Below are 24,086 nucleotides of genomic sequence, written 5' to 3'. Positions count from 1 at the left end.
TAAAATACCGGCCAACCCAAAGCGCCTCGGTTAGTCCGCATATGCTTCGGGCCCGTTCCCTTTCGACTCCCCGGAGGCCGACAGCCCCGATCCGTAGACGTCTCCGCCTTCGCCGTTCCACGTCATTTCGACGAAAGAGGAAGGACTCTTCGACGTTGCCGTTCGGGAACCGGAGGCATATAAGCCCCCTGCCACATTCGTCATCGTGTAATCCGTGTACAAGGTGTTGGAGGTGAAGTTCGTATGGATCACGGCCCCTGTCAAATTGATCGCTTTTACCCCTTTCAGCTCCAGATTGCTTCCGTATGCGTTGCCGTCGGAGGCGGTCATGCGGTTCGCCCGGAACGCGTGGCCGGTGCCGGCGTTGTTTAGCACGGTCGTGCCGATGACCTGAACGTTGTTCGTGCGGATATACATGCCGTTATTGCCGACGGACGATTCCGGCACCGTATTTTGGAAGTCCACCATACCCCCGATCACCTTGATATGATGGGTTCCTTCCTTGAAGTCGAAACCGTCGTTCTTCGTGCGAATGGCGCTGCAGTTCAAAAAGGTAATATAGCCGCTCTGATCCGCATTCGGGGCCGTCTTCCAGTTTTGATCCGCATCGCCGACATAAAAACCTTCCCCGTACTTTCCGCTTTGTCCGGTATTCCGGGCGACGCAGTTTTGGAACAGCCAATATTGGCTGTTTTTGCGGATTTTGAACGCTTCGGCCAGCGTGTTCTGGACGGCGACGTTCGTTACATAGCCGTGCGACGCCTCGATGAGCAGCCCTTTGTTCGATTGAGCATTGGAATCGATCGTAATATTCTCCAGCTTGTAATAGGAATGCTTGATATAAAAGGCGGCATTGCCGGCCGAGGCGGTAAAGCGAAAGACGGCGCCTGAGCCCGTTCCTCTGATCGTGATGTAGCTGCCGGCAGCGCCGCCGGCGGAAGTCGAAATCGTCCCGTCCGATACGGAATACGTCCCCGACACCTCGATAACGTCGCCGGGCTGAGCCGAGGCCAAGGCGCTGCGAAAGGCGGCCACGTCTCCGGGAGGAACGGTCTTGGTCGCGGCGGAAGCGGTCGGGCCGTCGTAAACAAGCGGAACGAGAGAAAGGCACAGTACCAAAACAAGCGTCATTGCGAACCATTTTTTTCTCATTGCCGGTACACTCTCCTTATGGCTGCCGCATATTGAACGGACAGCGCTTATTTACGCATGGTTTCCCGGCTTCCTATCCGATGCCGTCGCTCTGTCGGGTGTCAGGGCTCACCTCCTTTCAGGCGCAGGACGAAGCGTCCTAACCTCAAACGGGGAACAAGCGAAGCTCCTTGAGATTCATCAGCATTTCCCGGGCAATGCGGTCGCCGCGGACGCACACCTCGTATTCCCCCGGTCCGGGAATCGCGATCTCGCCCAGACGGAACGGGTGGAAATCGTAATCGCCTTCTGTCGCCTGCACCTCGCCCTGCAGCGTATGGTCTGCCGCTGTCACGGAGAACCGGCTTCCGGCCTGTTCCGGGGCGCAGCCGTACACGGCGATGACGCCGAAGGTCCCCGGGGCCGCCGCGCGGAACCGCCAGCGGAGCTCGTCGCCCTGCTGCGTCCAGTTCGTGACGTTGTCGCGGCCCCGTTTGCCCGTGTCATAGCGCAAGGCGGCCCCGCGGATCTCCCCGTCAAAGGCGCCGAACACCGTATCGAAATCGCGCTCGAACAGGAGCGGCAGCGAACTGCCTTCCACGCTGTCCTCGCATTCGATGGCCACGACGTACGGGAGGCGCTTCGGCTCTTTAAGCAGAGCTGCGAGGCTAATGCGCAGATCCTGTTCGCTAATGCGCTCATGGGCGAGCGGACGGCGCTGCGGATCGGCCAGCGCGTAGACGGCGCGAACCCGGTTCGTCAGTCCGGGGATGACCAGCTCCCCGCTTGCCGGTTCGTCGAAGACATGCGCATACAGCGTGTTGCCTTTGGCGGTGCAGCGCCCCCACGGCGGCTTCGGCAGCGGACTGCGCCCGGCTCCGTAGATGCTTTCGCCGTTCTCCTTCAGCCAATCCCCGATTCGGCGCAGAATGGATGCGGACATCGCATCGATCTCCCCTTCGCCGGTCGGGCCGATGTTGATGACGAAGTTGCCGTTCAGGCTGACGACGTCGATCATTTGCCGCAGCACCTCCTCCGGGCTCTTCCAGTTGTTGTCCGTTTTTTTGTAGCCCCACGAATCGTTGAGCGTGATGATCGATTCCCAGTCTCGGCGCGTCACCCGCACATGCGGCTGGTTGTCGGACGTATTGCCGTAATCGCCCAGCGGATCCTGCCATACTCTGCGGTTCACCAGACAATCCGGCTGGAGCGAGCGGACATGGGCGACGAACCGCTCTCCCTGCTCGCGGGTCAGCTTGTGGCCGCAATCGAACCAAAGGATGCCGATGTCGCCGTACTCGGTCAGCAGCTCCGTGAGCTGCGGGAATGCCTTCTCGTTCAAATACCGCTCGAAGCGCGTCCGTTTGTCGTCGTCGCCGATCCACGCTTCCACGGGATCATAGGCTCCGATATTTTGCGGATAATCCAGCGTATTGCCCTGGGAATCCGGATGATGCCAATCCATCGCATGGGAATAATAAATGCACAGCCGGATGCCCTCCTCGCGGCACGCTTGCGCCAATTCCTTCAGCGGGTCCCGCGCGAACGGGGTCCCTTGGACGATGTTGTACGGCGAGACGCGCGAATCGTACATGGCGAATCCGTCGTGATGCTTAGCTGTAAAAATCAGATAGTTGAGCCCCGCCTCCTTGGCGGTGCGGGCCCAAGCCTTGGCGTCAAACTTGACGGGATGGAAGCGGTCCGCCAGCTTCTCGTACTCCTTGACCGGTATGCCCGCCTTCAGCTGCAGATGCTCCGCATAGGAGGCCTTCACTTCCTCCCCGTTCCAAATGCCCGCCGGACCCGAATACAGCCCCCAATGGACGAACAGGCCGAGCCTCGCCTCCCGAAACCAGGCAAGCCTCTGCTCGGCTCGCTCGTCTTCGGTCGCCGCCGGCGATGCCGCGGCAGAGTTGGCGGTTTCGTTGTCGAACAAATCTTCTTTGTAATTCATCTTTGGGTTCCTCCTGTTGCGATTTCGCTTCCGTCTTGAACCTGAGGTTGAGCGTCCGCCGAAAGGATGAGCGTGTAGCGGCCTCCCTTGCTCACGGCAAACTCGTACAGCTCCGGCTCTACCAGCCGAACGTCCAGCGCCCGTCCGTCCGCTTCCGCGGCGATCGGCTCGCGCGAGCGAATCCGGCAGACCGTGTCCCTGGTCGCCAGCAAGCGGGCGCGGCTCAGACGGCCGTCCTCCCAGGCCACGTCGAGCTCGAAGCCTCCCCTTGCGCGCACTCCGCGGAGGCGGCCGCTCGGCCAGGCCGCAGGCAGCGCAGGCAGCAGCCGCAGCTCGCCGCCGTGGGATTGCACGAGCATCTCAACGACACCCGCGGCCCCGCCGAAGTTGCCGTCGATCTGAAACGGCGGATGCTCGTCGAACAAATTGGCAGTGGTGGAATGCGCGAGCAGAGCCCGCACATTCGCGTACGCCTGCTCCCCGTCCTGGAGGCGGGCCCAGAAATTAATGATCCAGGCCCGGCTCCAGCCGGTATGGCCCCCGCCGTTCATCAGCCGCCGCTCCAGCGTGACGCGCGCGGCCTGCGCCAGTTCCGGCGTCCGTTCCACAGTGATCAGCTCGCCCGGGTGCAGCGCGAACAGATGCGAGATATGGCGGTGGCCGGGCTCCGGCTCGTCATATTCCTCAAGCCATTCCAGCAGTTGGCCGTGCCTTCCGATCCCGAAGCCGGGCAGCTTCTCCAGCGCGGCCTGCAGCCGTTCGGCGAATGCCGCGTCCTCGTTCAGCAGCGCCGATGCTTCCAGGCAGGCCTGAAACAGCGAACGGATAATTTGCGTATCCATGGCGGGCCCCATGCACAAGTACCCTTCCGATCCGTCCGGCAGCCGATAGCGATTTTCCGGCGATACGGACGGGCCCGTCACCAAGCGGCCTTTGCCGTCCTCCGCCAAATAGTCGAGGAAAAACTGCGCCGCTTCCTTCATCACGGGGTACGCCCGCTCTTTCAGGAAAACCGGCTCGCCGTCGAAGCGGTATCGCTCCCACAAGTGCAGCGCCAGCCAGCCGCCGCCCGTCGGCCACGTCGCCGCGCGGATCACGATGCCGTTCTGCAGCGTATCCGCCCACAGATTCGTGTTATGATGGACGACGAAACCGCCGCAGTTGTAGATCTCCCGCGCGGTACGGCGGCCGTTCTCGCGAAGCCGGTCGATAAAATCGAACAGCGGCTCGTGACATTCGCTCAAATGGCATACTTCCGCCGGCCAGTAATTCATCTGCAGGTTGATGTTCGTCGTATAATTGCATTCCCACGGCGGCTTGAACTGGTCGTTCCATATCCCCTGAAGGTTGGCCGGCAGCGTCCCCGGACGCGAGCATCCGAGCAGCAGGTATCGCCCGTACTGCACGTACAGCGCCACGAGCCCCGGGTCCTCCGCTCCGGCGCGCACGCGCGCCAGCCGCTCGTCTGTCGGCAGCGCTTCGGCTCCGCGCTCCCTGCCGGGCCCCTGCAGCTCGATGGCCATTCTCCGGAACAGCGAGCGGTGCTCGGCGGCGTGCGTTTCTCTCAGCGCCTCGTACCCTTTATCCGCCGCTGCCCGGACATGCTCAAGGCAAACCGCGCGGGGATCGGAAAAACGGAACGTGGTCCCTGCCGCCAGCAGCAGGGTCACGCTGTCCGCCCCTTCGGCGGACACAAAGTCGCCGACCGTCCGCACAGTGCCTCCCTCGGCCGTCATCGTCAGCACGGCCGTATAGGCGACGCCGTCCTCGCCGCACCTGCCGCTCATTGCGATCGTCCGCTCTCCGCACGCCTCCGAGCCGCCGTCGAACGGCCGCCGGCTCAGATTGGCCGCCACCGTCAGCCTGCCAGGCTGCGAACAGCTGAGCCGCACCGCCATGACCGAATCCGCCGCGCTGCAGAACAGCTCCCTGAGAAATTCCGTTTGTCCCAGACGGTATCGTATTCGCACGATACCCGCATCCAGGTCCAATTCCCGGCGGTAGTCCTCCGCTTGCCCGCCATGATCGGCAAACCACAGGTTCAAATCGCCGAGCGGCTGGTAAGGCCCGGTATATTTGGGCAGCGGAGACAGCGCCATTCTCGCCAAATGCTGCGCAGCGCCGACCTTGCCCTCCAGCAGCAGCCTGCGGATTTCCGGCAGGGAGGCGGCCGCATCCGGATTCGTCCGGTCCCGGTGACCGCCGTGCCAGACGGAATCCTCGTTGAGCTGAATCGTCTCCTCGGCGATCCTGCCGAACACCATCCCTCCCAGCCGGCCGTTGCCGATCGGCAGCGCCTCCATCCATTTGCCGGCCGGCTGTCTGTACCATAATCGGGTGTTGCTGTTATCTATCATTGCATGGGTACCGTCCTTTTCTTGTAAAATCAAGCTGCCTGGCGAAGGCGCCGGGATCCGCGCAGGCGGACCCGAACGGCGCCGTTTACTTGCTCCTCGCCAACTGTTCGGCAATATGCTTGTTTAACTGCTCATCCGCTTCGCGCAAAGCCGTGTTGACATCTTTTTGCCCATTGGCCACGGATTCGAACGCTTTATTGACAAAGCCGTCGGCCTGGCCCTCGCTCAAATATTGAACGGGAGCAATGACGGCGTATTTCAGCTTCGTCATGGCGATGACATTTTTGCCTTCGAATTGCTTGAAGTTTTTGCCGTATTGGTCCTGGACGTCCCGCTTGTCGATCACCGGCGTTCGCCCGTTGCGGGCCATCTCGGTCTGCACCTCGTCGGACAGCATCGTATCCAGCACCAGGAAAGCGGCATCCTTGTGTTCGCTCTGCGCGCTGATCGCCAGCACCGGAGTGTCCACCCGCTGGCCGATTCCGGGGGCCGCCGGATGCTGCGGGTACGTCACCAAATCCCAGTTTAAATCCGGCACATCCCTCAGTTTCATCAGGGTGTTGCTGTAGCCGGCCAGCATCCCCAGCTGCCCGGAAAGAAACATCTTCTCGAACCGTCCGTAAGTGAGCGGGTTGTTCGCGTTATCAGGCAAGCCCGGCTGATCATACAAGGCAAGCCAATATTGAAAAAGCTCCTGCCACGGCGCCGTATTCAACAAAGAACGATTGCTTGCAAAATCGGCATACGGCAGGCTGATCTGACGCGCTCCCCGGTACACGTTGTCGACGAATAGCCCGCGATAATCGACGCCCCCCATGGAGCGGTTCATGGCGGCTCCGAGCGACTTCACTTCCTCCCAGGTCATGCCGTCTGTCGGATAGGGCAGGCCGAACCTGTCGAAGATATCCTTGTTGTAAAACAAGGCGAACGAATTGTTGTACGTCGGAAGGCCGACGAGATAATCCGTATCCGTCGCTGTTTTGATCGTTTCCACGATTTCCGGGATGATGCGGCCCGTATCGAACCGGTGCCTCTGAATAAGCTCCTCGATGTTGTAAATCATCCCGTTATCCTTCAAATTTTGCAGACTGCCGGGATAATAGCCTACCAGGTCGGGAATCGTTCCTGCCGCCAGCAATTCGCCAATGCTGTTTCCTTTGTCGGACGTATTGATGCGCTTGACGGTAATATGGGGGTACTTGGCCTTAACCGGCTCTGCTATGTAGCGAGTGAAATCTTCTTCCGTAAACTGGGTATTGCTGGCGGCCATCGTAACGGTCACGGGACGGTCGTCTTTCGGTAAGGACGGCTCTGCGGCATCCCCGTCGTCCGATGTCGTGCTTCCGCTGCAAGCAGACAAAAAAGTAAGCGCTGCCATTGACCCAGCTAACAAAATAACTTTCGCCTTCATAGCAACCCCTCCAACGCATATGTAATGTTTCTGAAACGTTACAAATTGATTATACTTTTGGCTCTGCCGTAAGGCAATGTATTTTTTTATCCGATTTTAATTTTTAAAGAGTGTGCAGACGGGACGACCACATTTTGCCGAACATTGACAATCCTGACATTCACCTTGTATGATTTTTGTGAAACGTTTCATTTCAAGACATCGGAGGATGCCCTGTACATGTCCAAGCTGCAGCAAGTGTCTGCATTGGCAGGCGTTTCCAAAGCGACCGTTTCCCGCGTCATCAACAACAGCGAGAACGTGTCGCAGGACGCGCGCCAAAAAGTGCTTCAAGCGATGAAGCAGTTGAATTTTCATATTCACGATTTGAAACGGACGTCTGAGAGCACGGCTATGATCGGCATCATCCTTCCGTTCGGAAGCACGATCCGAAGCCATTCGTTTAGCATCGATATTTTGGCGGGAGCGGAAGAAAAGGCGTTCGAGAACGACTACATGATTCTCGTCGGCAATTCGGACAATAAGGTGAAGGAGCACGAGCTCGTAACGCAAATGATCAACCGGGATGTGGAGGGGCTTGTTATCTGGAGCAGCAATCCCGAGCCGGATCCTCCCCATCTGCAATTCGTGGAAAAAAGCGGCGTGCCGTTCGTGATGGTTGACCGCAAGGCCGGCATGGAGGCGCACACCGTACGCGGGGATCATTTGCTCGGATCGCTCAATTTGATCAGGCATTTGATTTCTCTGGGCCACCGCCATATTGCAATCGTCTCGCCCTCGACAAATCCGACTTACGGGGAGCGCATTCGGGGATATCAGCTTGCCTTAATGGAGCATGGCATTGCCCCTGCGGAGGAGCATCAGGTGATCGCGGGCGAAACCGCCGATTTGCGCGAAGCGATTCGCCGCCTGCTGACAGGCCGACCGAAGCTGACCGCGCTGTTCGTCGCCTCGCCGGGACTGCTGATGCCGGTCGTCGGTCTGCTGGACGAGATGGGGCTGCGTGTTCCCGAAGACATCAGCATCGTTACGTTCGACGACACCTACACGCCGCTTCCCGACAAGTACAAGCAGTTTTTCACTTCGGTCATCCAGTCTGGCAAGCTGATCGGCAGCATGGCGATGGAGCTGCTGTTCCGGCAGCTCAGGAATCCTTCTCCGGACAAGCAGGAAATCGTGCTGCCCGGTTCCCTTCATATCCGGCAGTCGACCGGACCGGCGGCCGCCGAATAAGCGCTTGCGCACGAACGAAAAGGAGCTGCGGCGAGACTCCTTACGGGTCCTCGGACAGCTCCTTTTTTCGCTGCGGCTCCCGCCCCTTGCCGGGCGACGGGCTCGCGCTTCAGGACGGCCTAGCCTTTATTTATACAAGATGTCGTCTCTCAAGGTACCGATGGTCTTCTCGACCTCGCGGATATCCTCGTCGCTGACCTGAAAATGCTTCAGCGTATCCGCCAAATGCCCTACGATGGCGTCGTAATGCTCCGGCTGCAGGTTCATCCCCTCATGAGCTTTGGCCATCGACTTGCCGGTATACTGCCTGCCGCTGCCAAGTGCGTAACCAATAAAGGCGGCCTGATGCCGGCGCTGCTTGTCCATATCCGTATGTTCTTCTTCCGAGACTGCCCGTTTTGCGATAGAACTAAGGCCTGCCGCCCTTCGCTTGAAAGGGCAGCAGGCCTCCTTTGGCCGGTCAGGGTGCTGCGAATGCAGGCCAACGTCTTAGGCCGAACTGATACCCAGCACTTGGTCCAAGTACAATCTCGCTGCTTCTCTGTTGCCTGAAATGCTTAAAGTACGCTGCTCGTCTTGAATGACTTTCTTCCTAGCCTCTTCCGCCACCTGCTGCTGCTTGCCCCGCGGCACGACCACAACGCCGTCGGAATCCCCGATGATCCAATCGCCGGGCTGGATGCTCACCCCTCCTGCGGATATCGGCACATTGGTATGGCCGCCGCCATATTTGTTCCCGGACGCAATCGTCGCCCCCCTGGAAAAAACCGGATAATTAAGCGAACGAATGCCTTTAATATCACGTATAACGCCATCCGCCACGATTCCCTGCAACCCGAGTGCCTGGGCCAATCCGACGACAAAGTCGCCCGCTACCGCGCGTGTAGTATCCCCCTTGGCGTCAATGACGAGCACATCGCCGGGGCTTGCCTCTCTGATCGCCCGGAGCACCGCCAGATTGTCTCCCGAAGGGATGGCGACTGTAAATGCTTTTCCGGCAATTTTGTAATGCTTGTCGATCGGTTTGATCTCATAATGTAAATTGGTCATTCCGCCCAGAACGTCCGAAATGCTCGTCGTCGGAAGCTCCATGAACAACTCGTATAAATTTGGCATCCCGTTCTCCCCTACTTATAATCTTTCAGCGTGCCGATACGCGCGTATGGCGGTTAATCGGCCGGGGCAATCCTAAATTTTCGCGAAGTGTGCTCCCTTCATACTCCGTCCTGAATAGTCCCCGGTTTTGAAGCTCCGGAATGACCCCCTGCACGAAATCGTCGAACCCGCCCGGGACATACGGCGGCATCAGATTGAAGCCGTCAGCCGCATAACCATCGAACCACTTCTGAATGTGATCGGCCAACTGCAGCGGAGTGCCAACTACAATGCGGTGCCCGCGCGCTCCGGCTACCTCCCGGTAAAGCTGGCGGAGCGTGAGTCCCTTATCGCGGGCCAGCTTGAGCAGAAGCTGCGGCCTGCTCTTCCGTCCGCTCGATTCCGGAATATCCGGCACCGGCTCGTCCAGCGAGTACTCCCTCAGATCGTATTGAAAACGTTCTTCCAGGGCATCATAGGCTCGCGAATCGTCGATAAAGCTTTGCAGCTCTTCATATTTCTCCTTCGCTTCCTTTTCCGTTGCGCCGATGACCGGGAACAACCCCGGAAGTATATGCACATGATCCGGCAAGCGCCCGTATTTCGGAAGCCGGCCTTTCAAACCGGCATAGAACGCCCTGGCATCCTCGAACGACTGCTGCGCGGTGAACACCAGCTCGCCGATCCGCGCCGCCAGCTCCTGCCCCGGCTCCGATGATCCGGCCTGAATGACGACAGGATGCCCCTGCGGACTTTGGGTCACGCTCAGCGGACCTTTGACGGAAAAAAATTTTCCGACATGATTCAGCTCGTGCAGTTTACGCTTGTCGATATATTCGCCAGTCGCTTTATCAATCTTGTATGGGTTCGGCTCCCAGCTGTCCCACAGCCCCTTAACGACTTCGACGAATTCGGCGGCGCGCTCGTAACGCTCGCTGTGCTCCGGATGCTCCTCCTTTTGCCTGGAGAAATTTTCGGCCGCCTCCAGCGAGGAGGTCGTCACCACGTTCCAGGCCGCCCGGCCGTTGCTCAGCTGATCGACGGACGCCAGCAGCCGGGCAAGATTGAACGGTTCATAATAAGTCGTCGATGCCGTCACGGCCAGGCCGATCCGGCTTGTGACCGCAGCCAACGCCGCAACCAGGGTGATCGGCTCGAAACGGGTTACGACCGAAGCGGCATGGTCCGGTGATGTCGTGAGGCCGTCCGCCAAAAATACCATGTCCAGCTTGGCCCGCTCGGCGGTTTGGGCGAGCCGCTTGATCAGCTCGAAGTTTTCGCTCCCGGATTGCGCGTCCTTATAGCGCCATCCGTGAATGTGATGACCCGCTCCTTGAAGAAACAATCCGAGCTTTAGCTTTCTTCCTCCGCTCATACCGGTTGAACTCCTCTCTCTTCTCCGCGACGCGCGGCATATTGATTCGCGGGGCGGGGAAGGCCCAAATTTTCGCGCAGCGTCGCCCCCGCATATTCTGTATGAAACAAGCCTCTGCGCTGCAGCTCTGGTACGACAAGCCGGGCAAAATCGTCAATCCCGGCCGGAAGCGCCTGCGGCCGAATGACAAATCCGTCGCAGGCTTCCCCGGTAAACCACTCCTCCAGCTCGTCAGCCACCTGTACGGCCGTTCCGGCAAAAGTGCGGTGTCCGTTGCCCCCGGACACCCGCTCGATGAGCTGGCGGATTGTCAGCTTCTCGCTTTCGATCATCGTTTTCATCAGCTCAAACCGGCTTCGGTTCTCATTGATCGTAGAAGGATCCGGCAGCTCAGGCACGGGACCGTCCAGCGGATAGGAGAACAGGTCGACCTTGAGTCTTTTCGAGAGCCTGTGCAATCCGAGCTCCGGAATGATCGATTCGCGCAATTCGGCTTCCTTCTCCCTGGCTTCGGATTCCGTTGCCCCGACGATGACGCTGAAGCCCGGCACGATCTTGATATGCTCCGGATTTCTGCCATACCTTTCCGCTCTTGACTTCACATCGGCATAGAAGGCCTTCGCATCCTTCATCGTCTGCTGCGCCGTATAGATCAATTCGCCGATTTGCGCAGCGAGCTCCTTGCCGTCCTCCGACGAGCCTGCCTGAGCCAGCACCGGGTAGCCCTGCGGCGGACGGGGCAAATTCAGCGGGCCTTCCACCGAGAACGACCGGCTCTTATGCCGCACCGCGTGAATACGCTCATCATCGGCATACAGGCCGCGGGCTTTATCGAACAACAGCGCCTCGTCCTCCCAGCTGTCCCACAGCTTGCCGGCCAGCTGGACAAATTCCATGGCCCGCTGATAGCGTTCGGCATGTTCGTAATTGCGCTCCCGGCCAAAATTCAGGTGCGTATTGCCGATCCCGGTCGTGACGATATTCCACCCGGCGCGTCCGCCGCTTAAATGGTCCAGCGAGGCGAACAAACGGGCCGTATGATACGGCTCCGTATAAGAGGTGGACACAGTGGCCACCAGCCCGATCCGTTCCGTTACCGCAGCCAAAGCGGACAACAGCGTATAAGGCTCGAGGCGGCTGAGCGCCTGGTGCTTCACCTTCTCTCCGAGCTCGTAGGCGTCGGCCAGAAAGACCGTGTGAAACTTGGCCTGTTCCGCAATGAGCGTCATTTTTTTGTACAAGGATAACTGCGTCACGCCTTCCGGCTCCGCCGAAGGGAGCCTCCAAGCCGTCTCATGAAAGCCCGTGCTGTTCATAAAAAAGTTCAAAATCATTTGACGCTGACGACCCATAGCTCATCGCCTCTTTTCGTTAGTATTCAATCGGGGACGCATTGATTATTGGAGCGGAAAATGGCACGAAGCCCCGTGACTGTCCGAATATTGCCGAAATACCGGGGCCTCTCGCCGGCAAATGTCCTTCGCGATCGGGCAGCGCGTATGAAAGCCGCACCCGCCGGGCGGGTTCGCCGGACTGGGCAGCTCTCCCTGCAGCACGATCCGCTCCTTCTTCTCCCGCGGATGCGAGACCGGAATGGCCGACAGCAGCGCCTGGGTATACGGATGCTTCGGACGGGCAAACAGCTCGTCGCGGCGCGCTAACTCCACGATTTTGCCGAGATACATGACAGCGATCCGATCGCTCATGAACTTGACGGAGCCCATGCCGTGAGCAATGAAAATGAACGTCAACCCGTATTCCTTCTGCAGCTTTTTGAGCAAATTCAGGATTTGCGCCTGAATCGACACATCGAGTGCGGAGACCGCCTCGTCACAGACGATCAGCTTCGGTCTGAGAGCAAGCGCTCTGGCAATCCCGATGCGCTGCCGTTGGCCGCCGCTGAATTCGTGAGGATACCGGTTCAGATGATGCTCACCGAGTCCCACTTCGTGCAGCAGCTCCGCAACGCGGCGATGCAGCTGCCTGCCTTCCGCCGCCCGGTGAACGGACAGCGGCTCGGCAATAATGTCCTTGACGGTCATTCTTGGGTTCAAGGAGGTGTATGGATCCTGAAAAATAAGCTGCAGCTCGGAACGAACGGCTCGCAGCTGCTTGGGACTCATTCCCGTGAGCTTCCGCTGCTCGAACCAAATCTCGCCCTCCGTCGGCTCCTGGAGCTGCAGAATGAGCTGGCCGGCCGTCGATTTGCCGCTGCCCGATTCACCGACGATGCCCAGCGTCTCCCCTTTGTTTACCGTGAAGCTCAGGCCGTCTACGGCGCGGATATAGCCCGTTTTTTTGAATAAAATGCCAGAACGATAAGCGAACCACTTTTTTACATGTTTTAGTTCAAGCAATGGCTTGGCGTCCGGTGCAGCCGCATTCATACGATCTCTCCTTTGCCGGCGGGATGAAAGCAGCGAACCTTGTGGCCGTCTGCCGCCTGCGCCAGCTCCGGCTTGTCCGCGCGGCATCGGGCAGTCGCGGCGGGACATCTCGACTGGAACGCGCAGCCGGGCGGAAGCCGGAGCAAATGCGGGACCGTGCCTTGGATCGAATACAGCTCTTCCTGATGTACATGAAGCCGGGGCAGCGCGTTCATCAAACCGATCGTATACGGATGAAGCGGCCGGTCAAACAATTCCTCCGCACCAGCTTCCTCCACGATTTCGCCGGCATACATGACGATTACCCGGTCGGCCATCTCCGCCACAACGCCCAGATCGTGGGTGATCAATATGACGCTCATCCCCATCCGGCGGGCAAGCTGGCGGATCAAATCCAGAATTTGCGCCTGCACAGTCACGTCGAGGGCGGTCGTCGGTTCATCGGCAATCAGCAGCTTCGGTTGGCAGGACAAGGCCGAGGCGATCATGACCCGCTGCCTCATGCCGCCGGACAGCTGGTGCGGGAAGCGATGCGCAGCCTTGTCCGGGTCAGGGATGCCGACCAGCCTCAGCAGGTCGACGGTTTGGGAGCGGGCTTCGGCCCGTGTCAAACGTTGGTGCGCCCGCAGCGATTCGGCAATCTGGCTGCCGACGGTAAAAACGGGATTGAGCGAAGTCATCGGCTCCTGAAAAATCATCGCAATCTCGCTGCCTCGGATGCGGCGCATTTGCCTACCGCTTAGTTCGAGCAGATTACGGTTGTCCATTCTGATCTCGCCGCCCGTCACTTTACCCGGCCGGTCGACGAGTCCGATAATCGAGAGCGCCGTTACACTTTTGCCGGAGCCCGATTCGCCGACAATCGCCAGCGTTTCGCCTTTGCCCACCCGGAACGAGATCCGGTTCACTGCCGGTACAGGGCCATCCTTCGTTGGAAAAGAGGTTTGCAGCTCCTTCACCTCAAGTAACGCCTCCGGCATGATACTCACTCCTCTCCTGCATTATTTCAACTTGGGATCGAGCCAATCCCGCAGCCAATCGCCAACGAAAATAATGGCAAGCACGGTTATGGTAATGACAAGCCCCGGAAAGGTCGCTACCCACCAGCTCGTTGCCAGGTACTGCCTCCCGTCGCTCAGCATGCCGCCCCAGGAAACTTCGGGAGGCTGAATGCCCAGTCCCAGGAAGCTCAGCGCCGCTTCGGAAATTATGACCCGGCCGACACTCAGTGTAGAGAGCACGATAAAAGAAGAGAGGACATTCGGCAATATGTGCGTCCGCATCACCCTGAAATCGCCCGTTCCGATCACCTTGGCCGCCTGAACGTAATTGCGCTCCCGCACGCTCAGCACTTCGCTGCGAATCATTCTCGCGTAACTGACCCACCCTGTGATTCCTATGACAAAGATCAGCGTGCCTACCCCTTCTCCGAGCACTAACATGAACAGCATCATGAACAGGATCGTCGGGATTGCGAGGAAGGCATCCACAACCCGCATAATGGCAGCGTCGATCCAGCGGCCGTAATAGCCGGCGAGCAGGCCCAAAGCGATGCCGATGAAGCCGGAAATAACTACCGAGCAAAAGCCGACGATGAGCGAGATCCGCGATCCGTAAATGATCCGGCTCCAAATATCCCTGCCCAGACCGTCCGTCCCGAGCAGATGGTCCGCGTTTCCCCCCGCTTCCCAGGCAGGAGGGAGCAGCTTGCCGGCCATATTCGCTTTGGCCGGATCGTGCGGCGCGATAAGAGGAGCGGCAACCGACATCAAGATGATGATGACGAGCAGCAGCAGGCCTAAGGCGCCCGTTTTACTTTCCAACAGACGCTTCCATCCGTCCTTCAGCCCCCCTCTCTTCGCTCCGGCCTCCGAAATAGGCGGGGCATGGGCCGTCTCGGAATGAACTGCATTGGACAAATCCACGGCTGTACGATTCCCTCCTAACCTGTCTGCTATTGCTTCAACACAATGTCTTCGGCGTAGAACATTTCGTCCGCGCGGGGAGTGAAGCCGATCCGATTGTTCACCCCGTAATTGAACTTGTTTTGATACAGAAAAATGCGGGGCCGGTCGACCGCCAATATTTGCTGAACCTTCTGATACTGGCTTTCCCGTTCTTTATCGTCCATATTGACGGCAGCGGCCTTCAGCAGCCGATCCACTTCGGGGTTGCTGTAATCCGTCTGGCCTTTGGCGTTCTCCGTGATAAAGATTTCCAGCGGAAGCGGCGCCTCAAACATGGAGTTGCCTTTGCCCTGCAGCGCCAATTCCTTGAATGTGTTGGAATTGTCCCGCTGCTTGTAGACCGTTTGCTCCAAAATTTCCAGCTTTACCTTGAAATTAGCCTCCGTCAAATAAGCGGCAATCGCCTCCGCCACCTCCTTCGTGCTGGCCGGACTGCTGAGCGTCAGCTCGACGCCGTCCGGATAGCCCGCCTCCGCCAACAGCTGCTTGGCGCGCTCCACATTATAGATATTGGTATTGAACAGGGACGGGAGATGTCCGAGAATGCCTGGACCGATCGCCTCCTGCGTTGGCACGCCGGCCCCGCCCAGAACGCTGTCGACGATGGCCTGCTTGTCGATGGCCAGTTCGATCGCTTCCCGCACCTTCGGATTGGCCGTGACCGTTCCGGGGGTTTGCCGGACAAGCAAGCTTTGCACCCGCGCGCTCTCCAAATCCGTATAATAGGTCGTCCCGCTATCCTTGACCCGCTGAATATCCGCCGGCGGAATGATCACGGCGATATCGATCGCTCCGGTCAGCAGTTCGGAAATGCGTGTCGTCGCTTCCGGAATGGTGCGGAAGACCAAGCGGTCCCATTTCGGATCGCCTCCCCAATACTCCGTATTTTTGACCAGTTCGACGCGGTCGTCCTTCACCCACTTCACAAACTTGTAAGGTCCCGTTCCAACCGGAGCGGCATTGAAGCCTTCCACGCCCTTCTCCTTGAAATATTTCTCCGGAAGGATGCCGGAGCTGATGCGGCTCAGCCTAGCCAGCAAAATCGGATCTGGTTGCTTCGTAACAATATCGACCGTGAAGTCATCGATCACATTGACCTGCTTGATGCTGCTGTAAGAAGAATAATCGATCAGCGACGGGTCCTGAGCTACCCTCTCCAGCGTGAACTTGACGTCCGCGGAGGTGAAGGGATCGCCGTTATGAAATTTGACGCCTTCCCTCAGCTTGAACCTCCACGTCATATCGTCTAGCTGTTCCCAAGAGACGGCCAGTCCCGGAAGCTTCTTACTCGGATCGCTGCCGTCTTTTTTGACCAAATATTCGAACAGGTTAACATGGATGGATTCCACCTGCGTGTTGCCGTGATCGTGCACGTCGAAGGTCACATTATCGATCGTATTGCCGATCGTCAGCACCTTCTCCGCCCCGTCGCGCTGTACGCCGGGCGGGCCGCCCGTCTCGGCAGCGCTGCACCCCGCGATGGCGGCTATCATCAACAAGAGGATGGCCAGCGGCCATTTCGCATTTCCTCTGCGCATGAGTCTGAACGCTCCTTTTTCCCATAAATATCGGTTAATTGTATTTGATGCGAGGGTCCAGCGCCTGATAGGCAAGGTCCGTAAGCAAATTAATGGCAATCACCATCAGCGCGATGACGAATACGGCGGCCTGCACGATCGCCATGTCGTGAGTGCTTACGGCCTGCACGATTAATTGCCCCATTCCCGGCCAGGAAAACACTGTTTCCGTCACGAGCGAGCCCCCGACCAGATTCGTCAGCTGCAAGCCGGTAATCGTGACGATCGGGATCAGCGCATTCCGCAGCGCGTGCTTGCCTATGACGATCCTTTCACCCAAACCTTTGCTGCGCGCGGTCCGGATATAATCTTGACCGATGATCTCCAGCACGCTGGAGCGGACAAGACGCGTCATCTCGGCAGCGATGCCCGTGCCGAGCGTCAGCGCCGGCAAAACAAGGTGGGAGAAGCCCCCTCTTCCCGACACCGGAGTCCAGCCCAAATGTACGGCTACCAGTAAAATGAGCATGATGCCTACCCAAAAATTCGGCATCGCCTTGCCGAGCACCGACACGCCCGAAATCAGCAGATCGATGAAGGTATTCCGCTTCAGCGCCGACCAGATGCCAAACGGAACGGCAAGAAAGCATGCAACGATCATGGAAGCAGCCGCCAGCTCGAAGCTAGCCGGGAGCCTTTCCAGAACGATCGGCAGCGCCGATTGCCCATAACGGAACGATTCCCCGAAGTCTCCTTGCAGCAGGCGGGATAAAAACAAGCCATACTGCACATGGAGCGGCTTGTCCAGTCCAAGCGCCTCCGTCAATATCCGGCGATCTTCGGGCGTTGCCGTATCCGGCAGCATCATTGTTACCGGATCGCCCGTAACATGAACCAGAATAAAGACAATCAGCGTCAGGATCAAAAGAACGGGTACCACCTGAAGCACGGATTTGACAATATATTTGCTCACCGGTCCGCATCCTCCGCCGTTTTACGGCTTCGCTTCATCCGCGCCGGCAGCGCGGGTATGCACGACTTCCCCGGCAATCGTCTGAGGGTTCAGGAGCAGGTTATAGATCGGACATACTTTTTCGACCGTCTCGTGAAGCTCTTGAATACGCTCCGGCGGCTCGTTCGAGGTGATATGCAGCTTGTAATGAATATTGTGCGGATAGATCGGGACATCCTCGTATCCTTCCTGGCCGGCTAACGGATGCTCCTGTCCACGCACCTCAATCTCCAGCGATTCCAGCGAGATGCCGAGCTTAGCCGCCTGAATGAGCGTAATGTGGGTCATGCAGCTTCCCAGCACGCCGAGCTGAATTTCCGGCGAAGCCGGCCCGAGGCTGTATCCGGCGAAGTTCTCCGGGCTGTCGCTAATGATCCGGTAATCCCGGATGCGGATTTCCCTGACACCGCTCCGACCTGCAGCGCGGACTTTAGCCGTATAATTTCTCGGCTTCGGGTCGGCCCAAGCCTGCTCGTCCAGCTTCCGCTTCGCTTCCCTTTTTTCGGCGAGATATTCGTTCAATGTCGTCATGATCGATCGTCCTCTCCTTCGCAAAATCCCAAATACGAATTACCCATAGGTTTAGTTGGAATTTATTATAGGCATATTGTATAAGATCGTCGCCAATGAATAAAATCGGAATTTTCAATGCCCAGCCATAACGAAATCCGATAGCCCCGTTATAAAATGCTCTCGAAATCCAGCTGCTTCACAAACTCCACGAAAGCGCGCACGAGATTGGACTGCAGCGATTCCTCATGGTAGAACATCGAGGTTGTGCGGATAATCGGCTCGCCATTTTTGTCGGTGATCTCTTTCTTGACAAGCTGATCTCCATGAAAATACATGCTTGGCATGATGGCATATCCGAGACCGCTCATCACCATTTCGCGGCACGCATCGGCATAATCCACCTCCATGCCGACGAGAGGAGCCACCGAGTAATTCTCCGTCCACCAGTTGTCGATCGCCGATTTCAGCACAACATCCGTTCCGTAATCGATACGCGGCTTGTAAGGCAGCTCAGCCAGGTCGAAGTCATCGATGGAAACGACGCACAGCGTATCCCGAAACAGCAAATGCTTCTCTCCGTTCCACGAATAATCGCCTCTTATAAATCCGATATGCACGTCCTGATTGAAGATCAGCTGATGAATCGCCTTGCTTCTCCCGGCAATGACCTTGTATTCGACCTCCGGATACCGCTCCTTGAACATTTTGAGCACTCTGGGAAGCTTATTTTTGGTAAAAAAGAAGCCTACTCCGATTTTCAGCGTACCGGTCACCTTATCGTCCATGCTCAGCAGATCGTCCTTGATTTTCTGATATTTCTTCAGCATTTCCTCCGCCGTTCTGGCCATATATTCTCCTTGCGGCGTAAAATTGACCCCGCGCCTCCCCCTCTGCACGAGGGTGATGCCAAGCTCCTTCTCGATCTGCTGAAGCCGCCCGGTTACGGCAGGCTGCGACATATACAAGCTTTGGGCGGTCTTCGTGATGTTCTTATACTTGTACAAGGCATGAAGTATATGCCAATCCCGGTCTTCCATCGGCATCTCCTCCCGTCGAGATCTCCATACAGGTTCGAATTATCCTCTCGTCAGGCTCACATTTGCTACACCTCGACCGGGGTATGCTCCGCATTGCCCCATTCGTCCCAGGAGCCCTCATACGGCCGAATATCCGCATAGCCGAGCAACCGCAGCACAAAGTAAGCATGAGCGCCCCGCTGGTTGGACTGGCAATAAGGAACGACCGTTTTGTCCGCATGAACGCCGCAAGCTTCGAACTGTCTCCTGAGTGCCAAAGCTTCCTTGAAACGGACGACCCCGCGCTCATCGGGCAGAGCCAAGGCCTCCTTCCATTCCAGATGCCGCGCGCCGGGCACATGCCCGCCCTTGCGGTTCGAGCGGATGTCCTTCCCCAAGTACTCTTCGGCAGAGCGGACATCGAGCAGCACGGCGTTGTCCAGCCCGGCCTCAATCGCTTCCCTCGTAACGGCCTTCTTCGGATCGGCCCGCAGCGTCAGCGATCCCCGCCTTATGGTCGGCACTTCGGTCGATATTTCCTTGCCTGCCGCCAGCCACGCGCGATATCCGCCGTTCAGCAGCTTGACCCGGTCCATAAGTCCGAAATACTCGAGCACATAGAAGACGCGCGGGGCCAGGACGCCGCCGCCCTCGTCGTACACGACGACGGTCTGACTGTCGCTCACTCCGCAAGATTCCAGCAGGCTGCAGATCGCTTCCGCCGGCGCAAAAGTGCATCCGGAAGCGTTCTTAAGCTCCTTGACGTCGATCCGAACGGCTCCGGGAATATGACCGGCCTCATAGCCGCGCGCTCGCGCGTCCAGAATAACGACCCCTTCGGCCGTCAAGTTGTCTGTCAGCCAGTCTACATCGGCAAGCAGATGCCCGTTCGGGTAGTCAGATGAATGAAAATCGGTCATCACAGGCTCCTCCTTGGCATTCGATCATGTTACAACGGGTCCAGACCGAGATTTTCCCTCAGCGTCCGTCCGGTATACGCTGCGGGAAACAGGCCTCTTCGCCTAAGCTCGGGAACGACAAGATCCAGGAACAAATCGGTATCCCCGAAGCCCAATTGCGGCATGACATTGAAGCCGTCTGCAGCTCCGTTCCGGAACCAGTATTCCATGACGTCGGCTACCTGCTCGGGCGAGCCCGCGACGTTGAGATCTCCGCTTCCTACCCAGTATTTCTCCACAACCTCGCGGATCGTGATCGGCCGGCTATCCACAATCTTTTTCACCATCTTGTGAAAAGTCTGGTAGGCGTTAGTCTTCTCCGGATCGGGCAGCTTCGGGAACGGATCGTCCAGCGAGTAAGCCGAGAAATCGATGCCCAGCATATTGGACATCGACATGACCGAACGCTCGATAGGAATGAGCTCCCGCAGCTCGGCGGCCTTCTCCTTCGCCTCCTCCTCCGTGGCTCCGACGATGACATGCAGTCCGGGCAGCACCTTGATGCCATGCGACGGCCTGCCGGCCCTGGCTGTTCTGGCTTTGATATCGTCGTAGAACAGCTTCCCGTCCTCGAACGTCCGCTGGATCGTAAAAATCAGTTCGGCATACCGGGCGGCCAAATCTTTGCCCTCCTCGGACGATCCGGCCTGAACAAGCAGCGGCCTGCCCTGAGGCGAGCGCATGATATTCAAGGCGCCGCGGACGGAGAAATACTTCCCTTCGTGGAAAATGTCGCGCACTTTATTCACGTCGGCATAAACGCCTGAAACGGCATCCTGAACGAGCGCGTCCTTCTCCCAGCTGCTCCACAATTTGAGCACGACCTCGGCGAATTCGCGGGCCTTCTCGTACCTTTCCGCATGAGTGGGAAGATGCGTCAGGCCGAAGTTGGCCGCTGTGCGGTCCACCCCTGTCGTCACCAGGTTCCATCCCGCCCGGCCGCCGCTGAGATGGTCAAGAGAAGCGAAGCCCCGGGCCAGATTATAAGGCTCGGTGAAGCTGGTGGAGACGGTCCCGATCAGGCCGATATTCTCTGTCACAGCAGCGATGGCGGAGAGCAGTGTCAGAGGCTCGAAGCCAAAGATCGGACCGTGCCTCACGGCTTTGACTTCGACCGACAAGCCGTCCGCAATAAACAGCGAGTCCAGCCGCGCGGATTCCGCCCTTCGGGCCAAGCGCAGGAAATGCTGCAAATCGTGAATTTCATCCAGCTTCGTATTCGGATGGCGCCAGGCTCCACAGTGAGAACCGGCGTTGCTCAGCACAAGATTCAGGATCATTCTGCGGTTTGCTTCACTCATCGTCATCACCCCTCAAATCATCTTTTTTTCGCGGCACACTTTGAAAACCAACCCCAGCTGTTTTTCCCATATTGTAATGACTGCCCCGGATTTTGTAAACTATTCTTATTGAATTAATCGGATTAATAAAAAACAGGATTGACAGCGGCGAAATCAAAGTATAAGATCATAAAAACTGAAGTATATCCATTGGATAACAGGGATATGGATCATACCGGACCGCCGGACACGGACTTTTCTGTCGTTGATCGATTTATCGGATGCGACGGCTACAGGAGTTGGTGTCTTTTTTATTTGGACGAAAGGCGGCGGCCGCTTGACCTTGTTATAAGGGGGGAGTTATGCCAAGCTCATCGGAAGAAATCGTGTTGCGAACCGGCAAATCGCGCAAAGCCTATGCCCGCTCCAAGCTGCCCAAGGCTTTGAAAATGAACGGGGACCTGTATTTGCTGATGCTGCCCGTACTCGCGTACTTGCTCGTATTCGAATATGTGCCCATGTACGGCTTATTGATCGCCTTTCAAGATTTTTCGGCAATGAAAGGGATATGGGAAAGCCCTTGGGTCGGCTTCGATCATTTCGAACGCTTTTTCCAAAGCTATTACTTCGGGAGGCTGCTTGCCAATACGCTGGGCATAAGCTTGTACCAACTTGCGGTCGGTTTTCCTTTTCCGATCATCCTGGCTCTTTGCATCAACGAGGTGCGAAATAAATATTTTAAAGGCTTGGTGCAAACGGTCACCTATGCTCCGCACTTCCTGTCGACGGTTGTTCTTGTCGGCATGATCATGATTTTCCTGTCGCCTCAATATGGCGTGGCCAATATGGTGTTGAAATGGTTCGGGATCGGGACGATCTCCTTCATGACCGAGCCGGCCTGGTTCAAAACAATATACGTCTTGTCGGGCATTTGGCAAAATATGGGCTGGAACTCCATTATTTATTTGGCCGCTCTGGCCGGAATCGATCCCCAGCTGCATGAAGCCGCCAGAATTGACGGAGCGTCGCGCCTTCAGCGCATCCTGCACGTGAATGTGCCGGGGATCATGCCGACGATCGTCGTGCTGCTGCTGCTGCAGATCGGCACGATGATGGGGCTCGGATTCGAAAAAGCATTTCTCCTGCAAAATTCCTTGAATATGGAATCGTCCGACATTATCGCCACTTATGTATATCGTACCGGCATCGTTGAAGGACAATTCAGCTTTTCGGCGGCCGTCGGATTGTTCAACTCCGTCATTAACGCCAAGCTGACGAACATCGAGGTCCGTTTCGAGATGGTGCCGTTCGAGGGCATCGCGGAGAAGCGCAATCTCGTCATCACCAGCAACGAGTGGCCGGACGCCTTTCATACGGCGCAATTTCCTGCCTCGGATCTTCTGAAATACGGAAGCCAGGGCGTATTCATCAAGCTTAACGATCTCATTGACGAATATGCGCCGAATGTCAAAAAGCTGCTGGAGCAATATCCTGAAATCAGAAAAGCGATTACGATGACCGACGGCAACATTTATTCGCTTCCGACCGCTGTCGATCCCAATTTCAAGACGGCCAGCACCAACAACAAAATGTGGCTGAATCAGAAATGGCTGGAGCAGTTAAAGCTGGACGAACCGAAAACGATCGACGATTGGTACAATTACCTTAAAGCGGTGAAGACGACCGATCTGAACGGCAACGGCCAGCCGGACGAGATTCCCTTTGGCAGCGTCGGCATTACTCCGCTCATGCAATATTTGAGAGGCTCGTGGGGACTTGGCAACCGGGGTGCCGCCAATAACCTCGTCGATGTGGATCCGCAGACGAATGCCATCCGTTTTATTCCCACAGACCCCCGGTACAAAGAATTGCTGCAATTCATCCATAAGCTTTACCAGGAAGGCTTGATTGACGAGAGCATCTTCACGATCAAAAACAACGAGTTTTATTCCAAAGGCTCGCAGGGTCTATATGGAGCGATGATTACGACCAATCCGCAAACGTTGATGAATCAGCATTCGTATGTCGGCGGACTGGCCTATAAGGGGCCTTACGGGGATCATTTGTTTTCGTTGACCCGTCCGAGAGTATCTTATCCCGGCTCCTTCGTCATCACGAGCACCAACAAGCATCCGGAAGCAACCGTCCGCTGGATCGATCACTTCTATGGCGAAGAAGGCATCAAGATGTTCTTTATGGGGTTCAAGGATATTTCCTATAAGGAGCTGCCGGACGGCTCTGTCGATTATGTCGACGAGATCAAAAACAATCCTAAAGGACTGACGACGGAACAGGCGCTCATTCCCTATGTGACCTGGCCCGGCGGTCGATATCCGGCACTGGTCATGCAACAATATTTCAAGGGCGGAGAGAGCCTGCCGTCGGCCACGGCAGCGACCGCCAAGGTCGAAGCCGATATTTTGCAGGAAGTTTGGCCGATCTTCAACTATACCCCTGAGGAAAATACGAGAATGCAAATTTTAGATAAGGAAATAAATACCTACGTGGCCGAAATGGAAGCCAAATTCATTGTTGGCGACATCCCGTTCTCCGATTGGGATAAATTCATCGGAAATTTCCAAAAATTAGGGTCAAAAGAATATTCCTGAATCCGTGACCTTGCTTTAGCCCGAGTTGCTGATTTGGTATTTTGTGGATTTCTTTGGTGGTTTATCAGGAACAGGGACTAATATCGAATGATCATTTTGTGCCTTTCAGTCTGCCTCATTCGTTTTTAGGCATGCCAAATAAGCCTGTCTTTTTGCAGGTATTCCATTTTTTACGAACGGCCCGTCGCTTTTTAAACAAATGCTTGGTAGATGCGTCTTGCGGTGAGAAACCAAGGACTGTTGCTGCCATAGTTAAGAGCGATTCTGCCT

At 57.0% G+C, this 24,086-nt stretch carries 17 protein-coding genes and 2 pseudogenes; 2 read left to right on the top strand and 17 right to left on the bottom strand.

Annotation, left to right across the window (positions count from 1 at the left end; translation table 11 throughout):
- Positions 1-30: 30 nt before the first annotated feature.
- From F591_RS0119685 to F591_RS0119670, 4 genes are all read right to left on the bottom strand, one after another.
- Positions 31-1,152 carry a polysaccharide lyase domain-containing protein gene (locus F591_RS0119685; protein WP_019536334.1) on the bottom strand — a complete coding sequence of 374 codons (1,122 nt, stop codon included), beginning with the start codon at positions 1,150-1,152 and terminating at the stop codon, positions 31-33.
- Positions 1,153-1,297: 145 nt separating this feature from the next.
- Entirely contained in the window at positions 1,298-3,085 is a 1,788-nt protein-coding gene (locus F591_RS0119680; protein ID WP_019536333.1) for an alpha-L-fucosidase, read from the bottom strand.
- A complete protein-coding gene (locus F591_RS28560) occupies positions 3,082-5,442 on the bottom strand; it encodes a glycoside hydrolase family 95 protein (protein ID WP_019536332.1) in 2,361 nt (786 codons plus the stop codon). The genes F591_RS0119680 and F591_RS28560 overlap by 4 nt, the downstream gene beginning before the upstream one ends.
- An 85-nt stretch (positions 5,443-5,527) precedes the next feature.
- Positions 5,528-6,853 carry an ABC transporter substrate-binding protein gene (locus tag F591_RS0119670; protein WP_026326750.1) on the bottom strand — a complete coding sequence of 442 codons (1,326 nt, stop codon included), beginning with the start codon at positions 6,851-6,853 and terminating at the stop codon, positions 5,528-5,530.
- 219 nt (positions 6,854-7,072) lie between these two features.
- Here F591_RS0119670 and F591_RS0119665 point away from each other — a divergent pair, with 219 nt between their 5' ends.
- Positions 7,073-8,086 carry a LacI family DNA-binding transcriptional regulator gene (locus tag F591_RS0119665; RefSeq protein ID WP_019536330.1) on the top strand — a complete coding sequence of 338 codons (1,014 nt, stop codon included), beginning with the start codon at positions 7,073-7,075 and terminating at the stop codon, positions 8,084-8,086.
- A gap of 126 nt (positions 8,087-8,212) precedes the next feature.
- Here the strand turns inward: F591_RS0119665 and F591_RS28555 are convergent.
- From F591_RS28555 to F591_RS0119600, 13 genes and pseudogenes are all read right to left on the bottom strand, one after another.
- Positions 8,213-8,464, bottom strand: a pseudogene (locus F591_RS28555) (group I truncated hemoglobin); the annotation flags it as partial.
- A 111-nt stretch (positions 8,465-8,575) separates the two neighbouring features.
- Entirely contained in the window at positions 8,576-9,202 is a 627-nt protein-coding gene (locus F591_RS0119655) for an RraA family protein (protein ID WP_019536328.1), read from the bottom strand.
- A gap of 25 nt (positions 9,203-9,227) precedes the next feature.
- Positions 9,228-10,556, bottom strand: coding sequence for an LLM class flavin-dependent oxidoreductase (locus F591_RS0119650; RefSeq protein ID WP_019536327.1), 1,329 nt, complete (start codon positions 10,554-10,556; stop codon positions 9,228-9,230).
- Positions 10,553-11,908: an LLM class flavin-dependent oxidoreductase gene (locus F591_RS0119645; protein ID WP_019536326.1), complete on the bottom strand. Its 1,356-nt coding sequence runs from the start codon at positions 11,906-11,908 to the stop codon at positions 10,553-10,555. The genes F591_RS0119650 and F591_RS0119645 overlap by 4 nt, the downstream gene beginning before the upstream one ends.
- 45 nt (positions 11,909-11,953) lie before the next feature.
- Entirely contained in the window at positions 11,954-12,943 is a 990-nt protein-coding gene (locus tag F591_RS0119640; protein ID WP_019536325.1) for an ABC transporter ATP-binding protein, read from the bottom strand.
- The gene (locus F591_RS0119635; RefSeq protein WP_019536324.1) at positions 12,940-13,923 is read right to left on the bottom strand and encodes an ABC transporter ATP-binding protein; all 984 of its coding nucleotides are present in this window, start codon (positions 13,921-13,923) and stop codon (positions 12,940-12,942) included. The genes F591_RS0119640 and F591_RS0119635 overlap by 4 nt, the downstream gene beginning before the upstream one ends.
- 21 nt (positions 13,924-13,944) lie before the next feature.
- Positions 13,945-14,868, bottom strand: a complete 924-nt coding sequence (locus F591_RS0119630) for an ABC transporter permease (RefSeq protein ID WP_019536323.1) — start codon at positions 14,866-14,868, stop codon at positions 13,945-13,947.
- 29 nt (positions 14,869-14,897) lie between these two features.
- Positions 14,898-16,448 carry an ABC transporter substrate-binding protein gene (locus tag F591_RS0119625; protein ID WP_019536322.1) on the bottom strand — a complete coding sequence of 517 codons (1,551 nt, stop codon included), beginning with the start codon at positions 16,446-16,448 and terminating at the stop codon, positions 14,898-14,900.
- 34 nt (positions 16,449-16,482) lie between these two features.
- Entirely contained in the window at positions 16,483-17,400 is a 918-nt protein-coding gene (locus F591_RS0119620) for an ABC transporter permease (RefSeq protein WP_019536321.1), read from the bottom strand.
- 21 nt (positions 17,401-17,421) lie between these two features.
- Positions 17,422-17,970, bottom strand: a complete 549-nt coding sequence (locus F591_RS0119615; protein WP_019536320.1) for an OsmC family protein — start codon at positions 17,968-17,970, stop codon at positions 17,422-17,424.
- Between the two features lie 149 nt (positions 17,971-18,119).
- Complete coding sequence (locus F591_RS0119610; protein ID WP_019536319.1) at positions 18,120-18,989, bottom strand: LysR family transcriptional regulator; 870 nt, start codon at positions 18,987-18,989, stop codon at positions 18,120-18,122.
- A gap of 65 nt (positions 18,990-19,054) precedes the next feature.
- Complete coding sequence (locus F591_RS0119605) at positions 19,055-19,888, bottom strand: sulfurtransferase (protein ID WP_019536318.1); 834 nt, start codon at positions 19,886-19,888, stop codon at positions 19,055-19,057.
- 29 nt (positions 19,889-19,917) lie between these two features.
- Complete coding sequence (locus F591_RS0119600; protein WP_019536317.1) at positions 19,918-21,228, bottom strand: LLM class flavin-dependent oxidoreductase; 1,311 nt, start codon at positions 21,226-21,228, stop codon at positions 19,918-19,920.
- 428 nt (positions 21,229-21,656) lie between these two features.
- Here F591_RS0119600 and F591_RS32960 point away from each other — a divergent pair.
- Positions 21,657-22,472, top strand: a pseudogene (locus F591_RS32960) (ABC transporter permease); the annotation flags it as partial.
- Between the last annotated feature and the right edge of the window lie 1,614 nt (positions 22,473-24,086).

Origin of the sequence: Paenibacillus ginsengihumi DSM 21568, from assembly GCF_000380965.1 — a bacterium.
In the GTDB taxonomy this organism is placed as follows: Bacteria; Bacillota; Bacilli; order Paenibacillales; family NBRC-103111; genus Paenibacillus_G; species Paenibacillus_G ginsengihumi.
The sequence above is the reverse complement of the archived record's forward strand: the minus strand, read 5'-3'. Positions and strand labels throughout refer to the sequence as shown.

Bases quoted from the DNA above. Each gene is read 5' to 3' on its own strand.
- F591_RS0119685 (WP_019536334.1), bottom strand. From the start codon at position 1,152: ATGAGAAAAAAATGGTTCGCAATGACGCTTGTTTTGGTACTGTGCCTT.
- F591_RS0119680 (WP_019536333.1), bottom strand. From the start codon at position 3,085: ATGAATTACAAAGAAGATTTGTTCGACAACGAAACCGCCAACTCTGCC.
- F591_RS28560 (WP_019536332.1), bottom strand. From the start codon at position 5,442: ATGATAGATAACAGCAACACCCGATTATGGTACAGACAGCCGGCCGGC.
- F591_RS0119670 (WP_026326750.1), bottom strand. From the start codon at position 6,853: ATGAAGGCGAAAGTTATTTTGTTAGCTGGGTCAATGGCAGCGCTTACT.
- F591_RS0119665 (WP_019536330.1), top strand. From the start codon at position 7,073: ATGTCCAAGCTGCAGCAAGTGTCTGCATTGGCAGGCGTTTCCAAAGCG.
- F591_RS0119655 (WP_019536328.1), bottom strand. From the start codon at position 9,202: ATGCCAAATTTATACGAGTTGTTCATGGAGCTTCCGACGACGAGCATT.
- F591_RS0119650 (WP_019536327.1), bottom strand. From the start codon at position 10,556: ATGAGCGGAGGAAGAAAGCTAAAGCTCGGATTGTTTCTTCAAGGAGCG.
- F591_RS0119645 (WP_019536326.1), bottom strand. From the start codon at position 11,908: ATGGGTCGTCAGCGTCAAATGATTTTGAACTTTTTTATGAACAGCACG.
- F591_RS0119640 (WP_019536325.1), bottom strand. From the start codon at position 12,943: ATGAATGCGGCTGCACCGGACGCCAAGCCATTGCTTGAACTAAAACAT.
- F591_RS0119635 (WP_019536324.1), bottom strand. From the start codon at position 13,923: ATGCCGGAGGCGTTACTTGAGGTGAAGGAGCTGCAAACCTCTTTTCCA.
- F591_RS0119625 (WP_019536322.1), bottom strand. From the start codon at position 16,448: ATGCGCAGAGGAAATGCGAAATGGCCGCTGGCCATCCTCTTGTTGATG.
- F591_RS0119615 (WP_019536320.1), bottom strand. From the start codon at position 17,970: ATGACGACATTGAACGAATATCTCGCCGAAAAAAGGGAAGCGAAGCGG.
- F591_RS0119610 (WP_019536319.1), bottom strand. From the start codon at position 18,989: ATGGAAGACCGGGATTGGCATATACTTCATGCCTTGTACAAGTATAAG.
- F591_RS0119605 (WP_019536318.1), bottom strand. From the start codon at position 19,888: ATGACCGATTTTCATTCATCTGACTACCCGAACGGGCATCTGCTTGCC.
- F591_RS0119600 (WP_019536317.1), bottom strand. From the start codon at position 21,228: ATGAGTGAAGCAAACCGCAGAATGATCCTGAATCTTGTGCTGAGCAAC.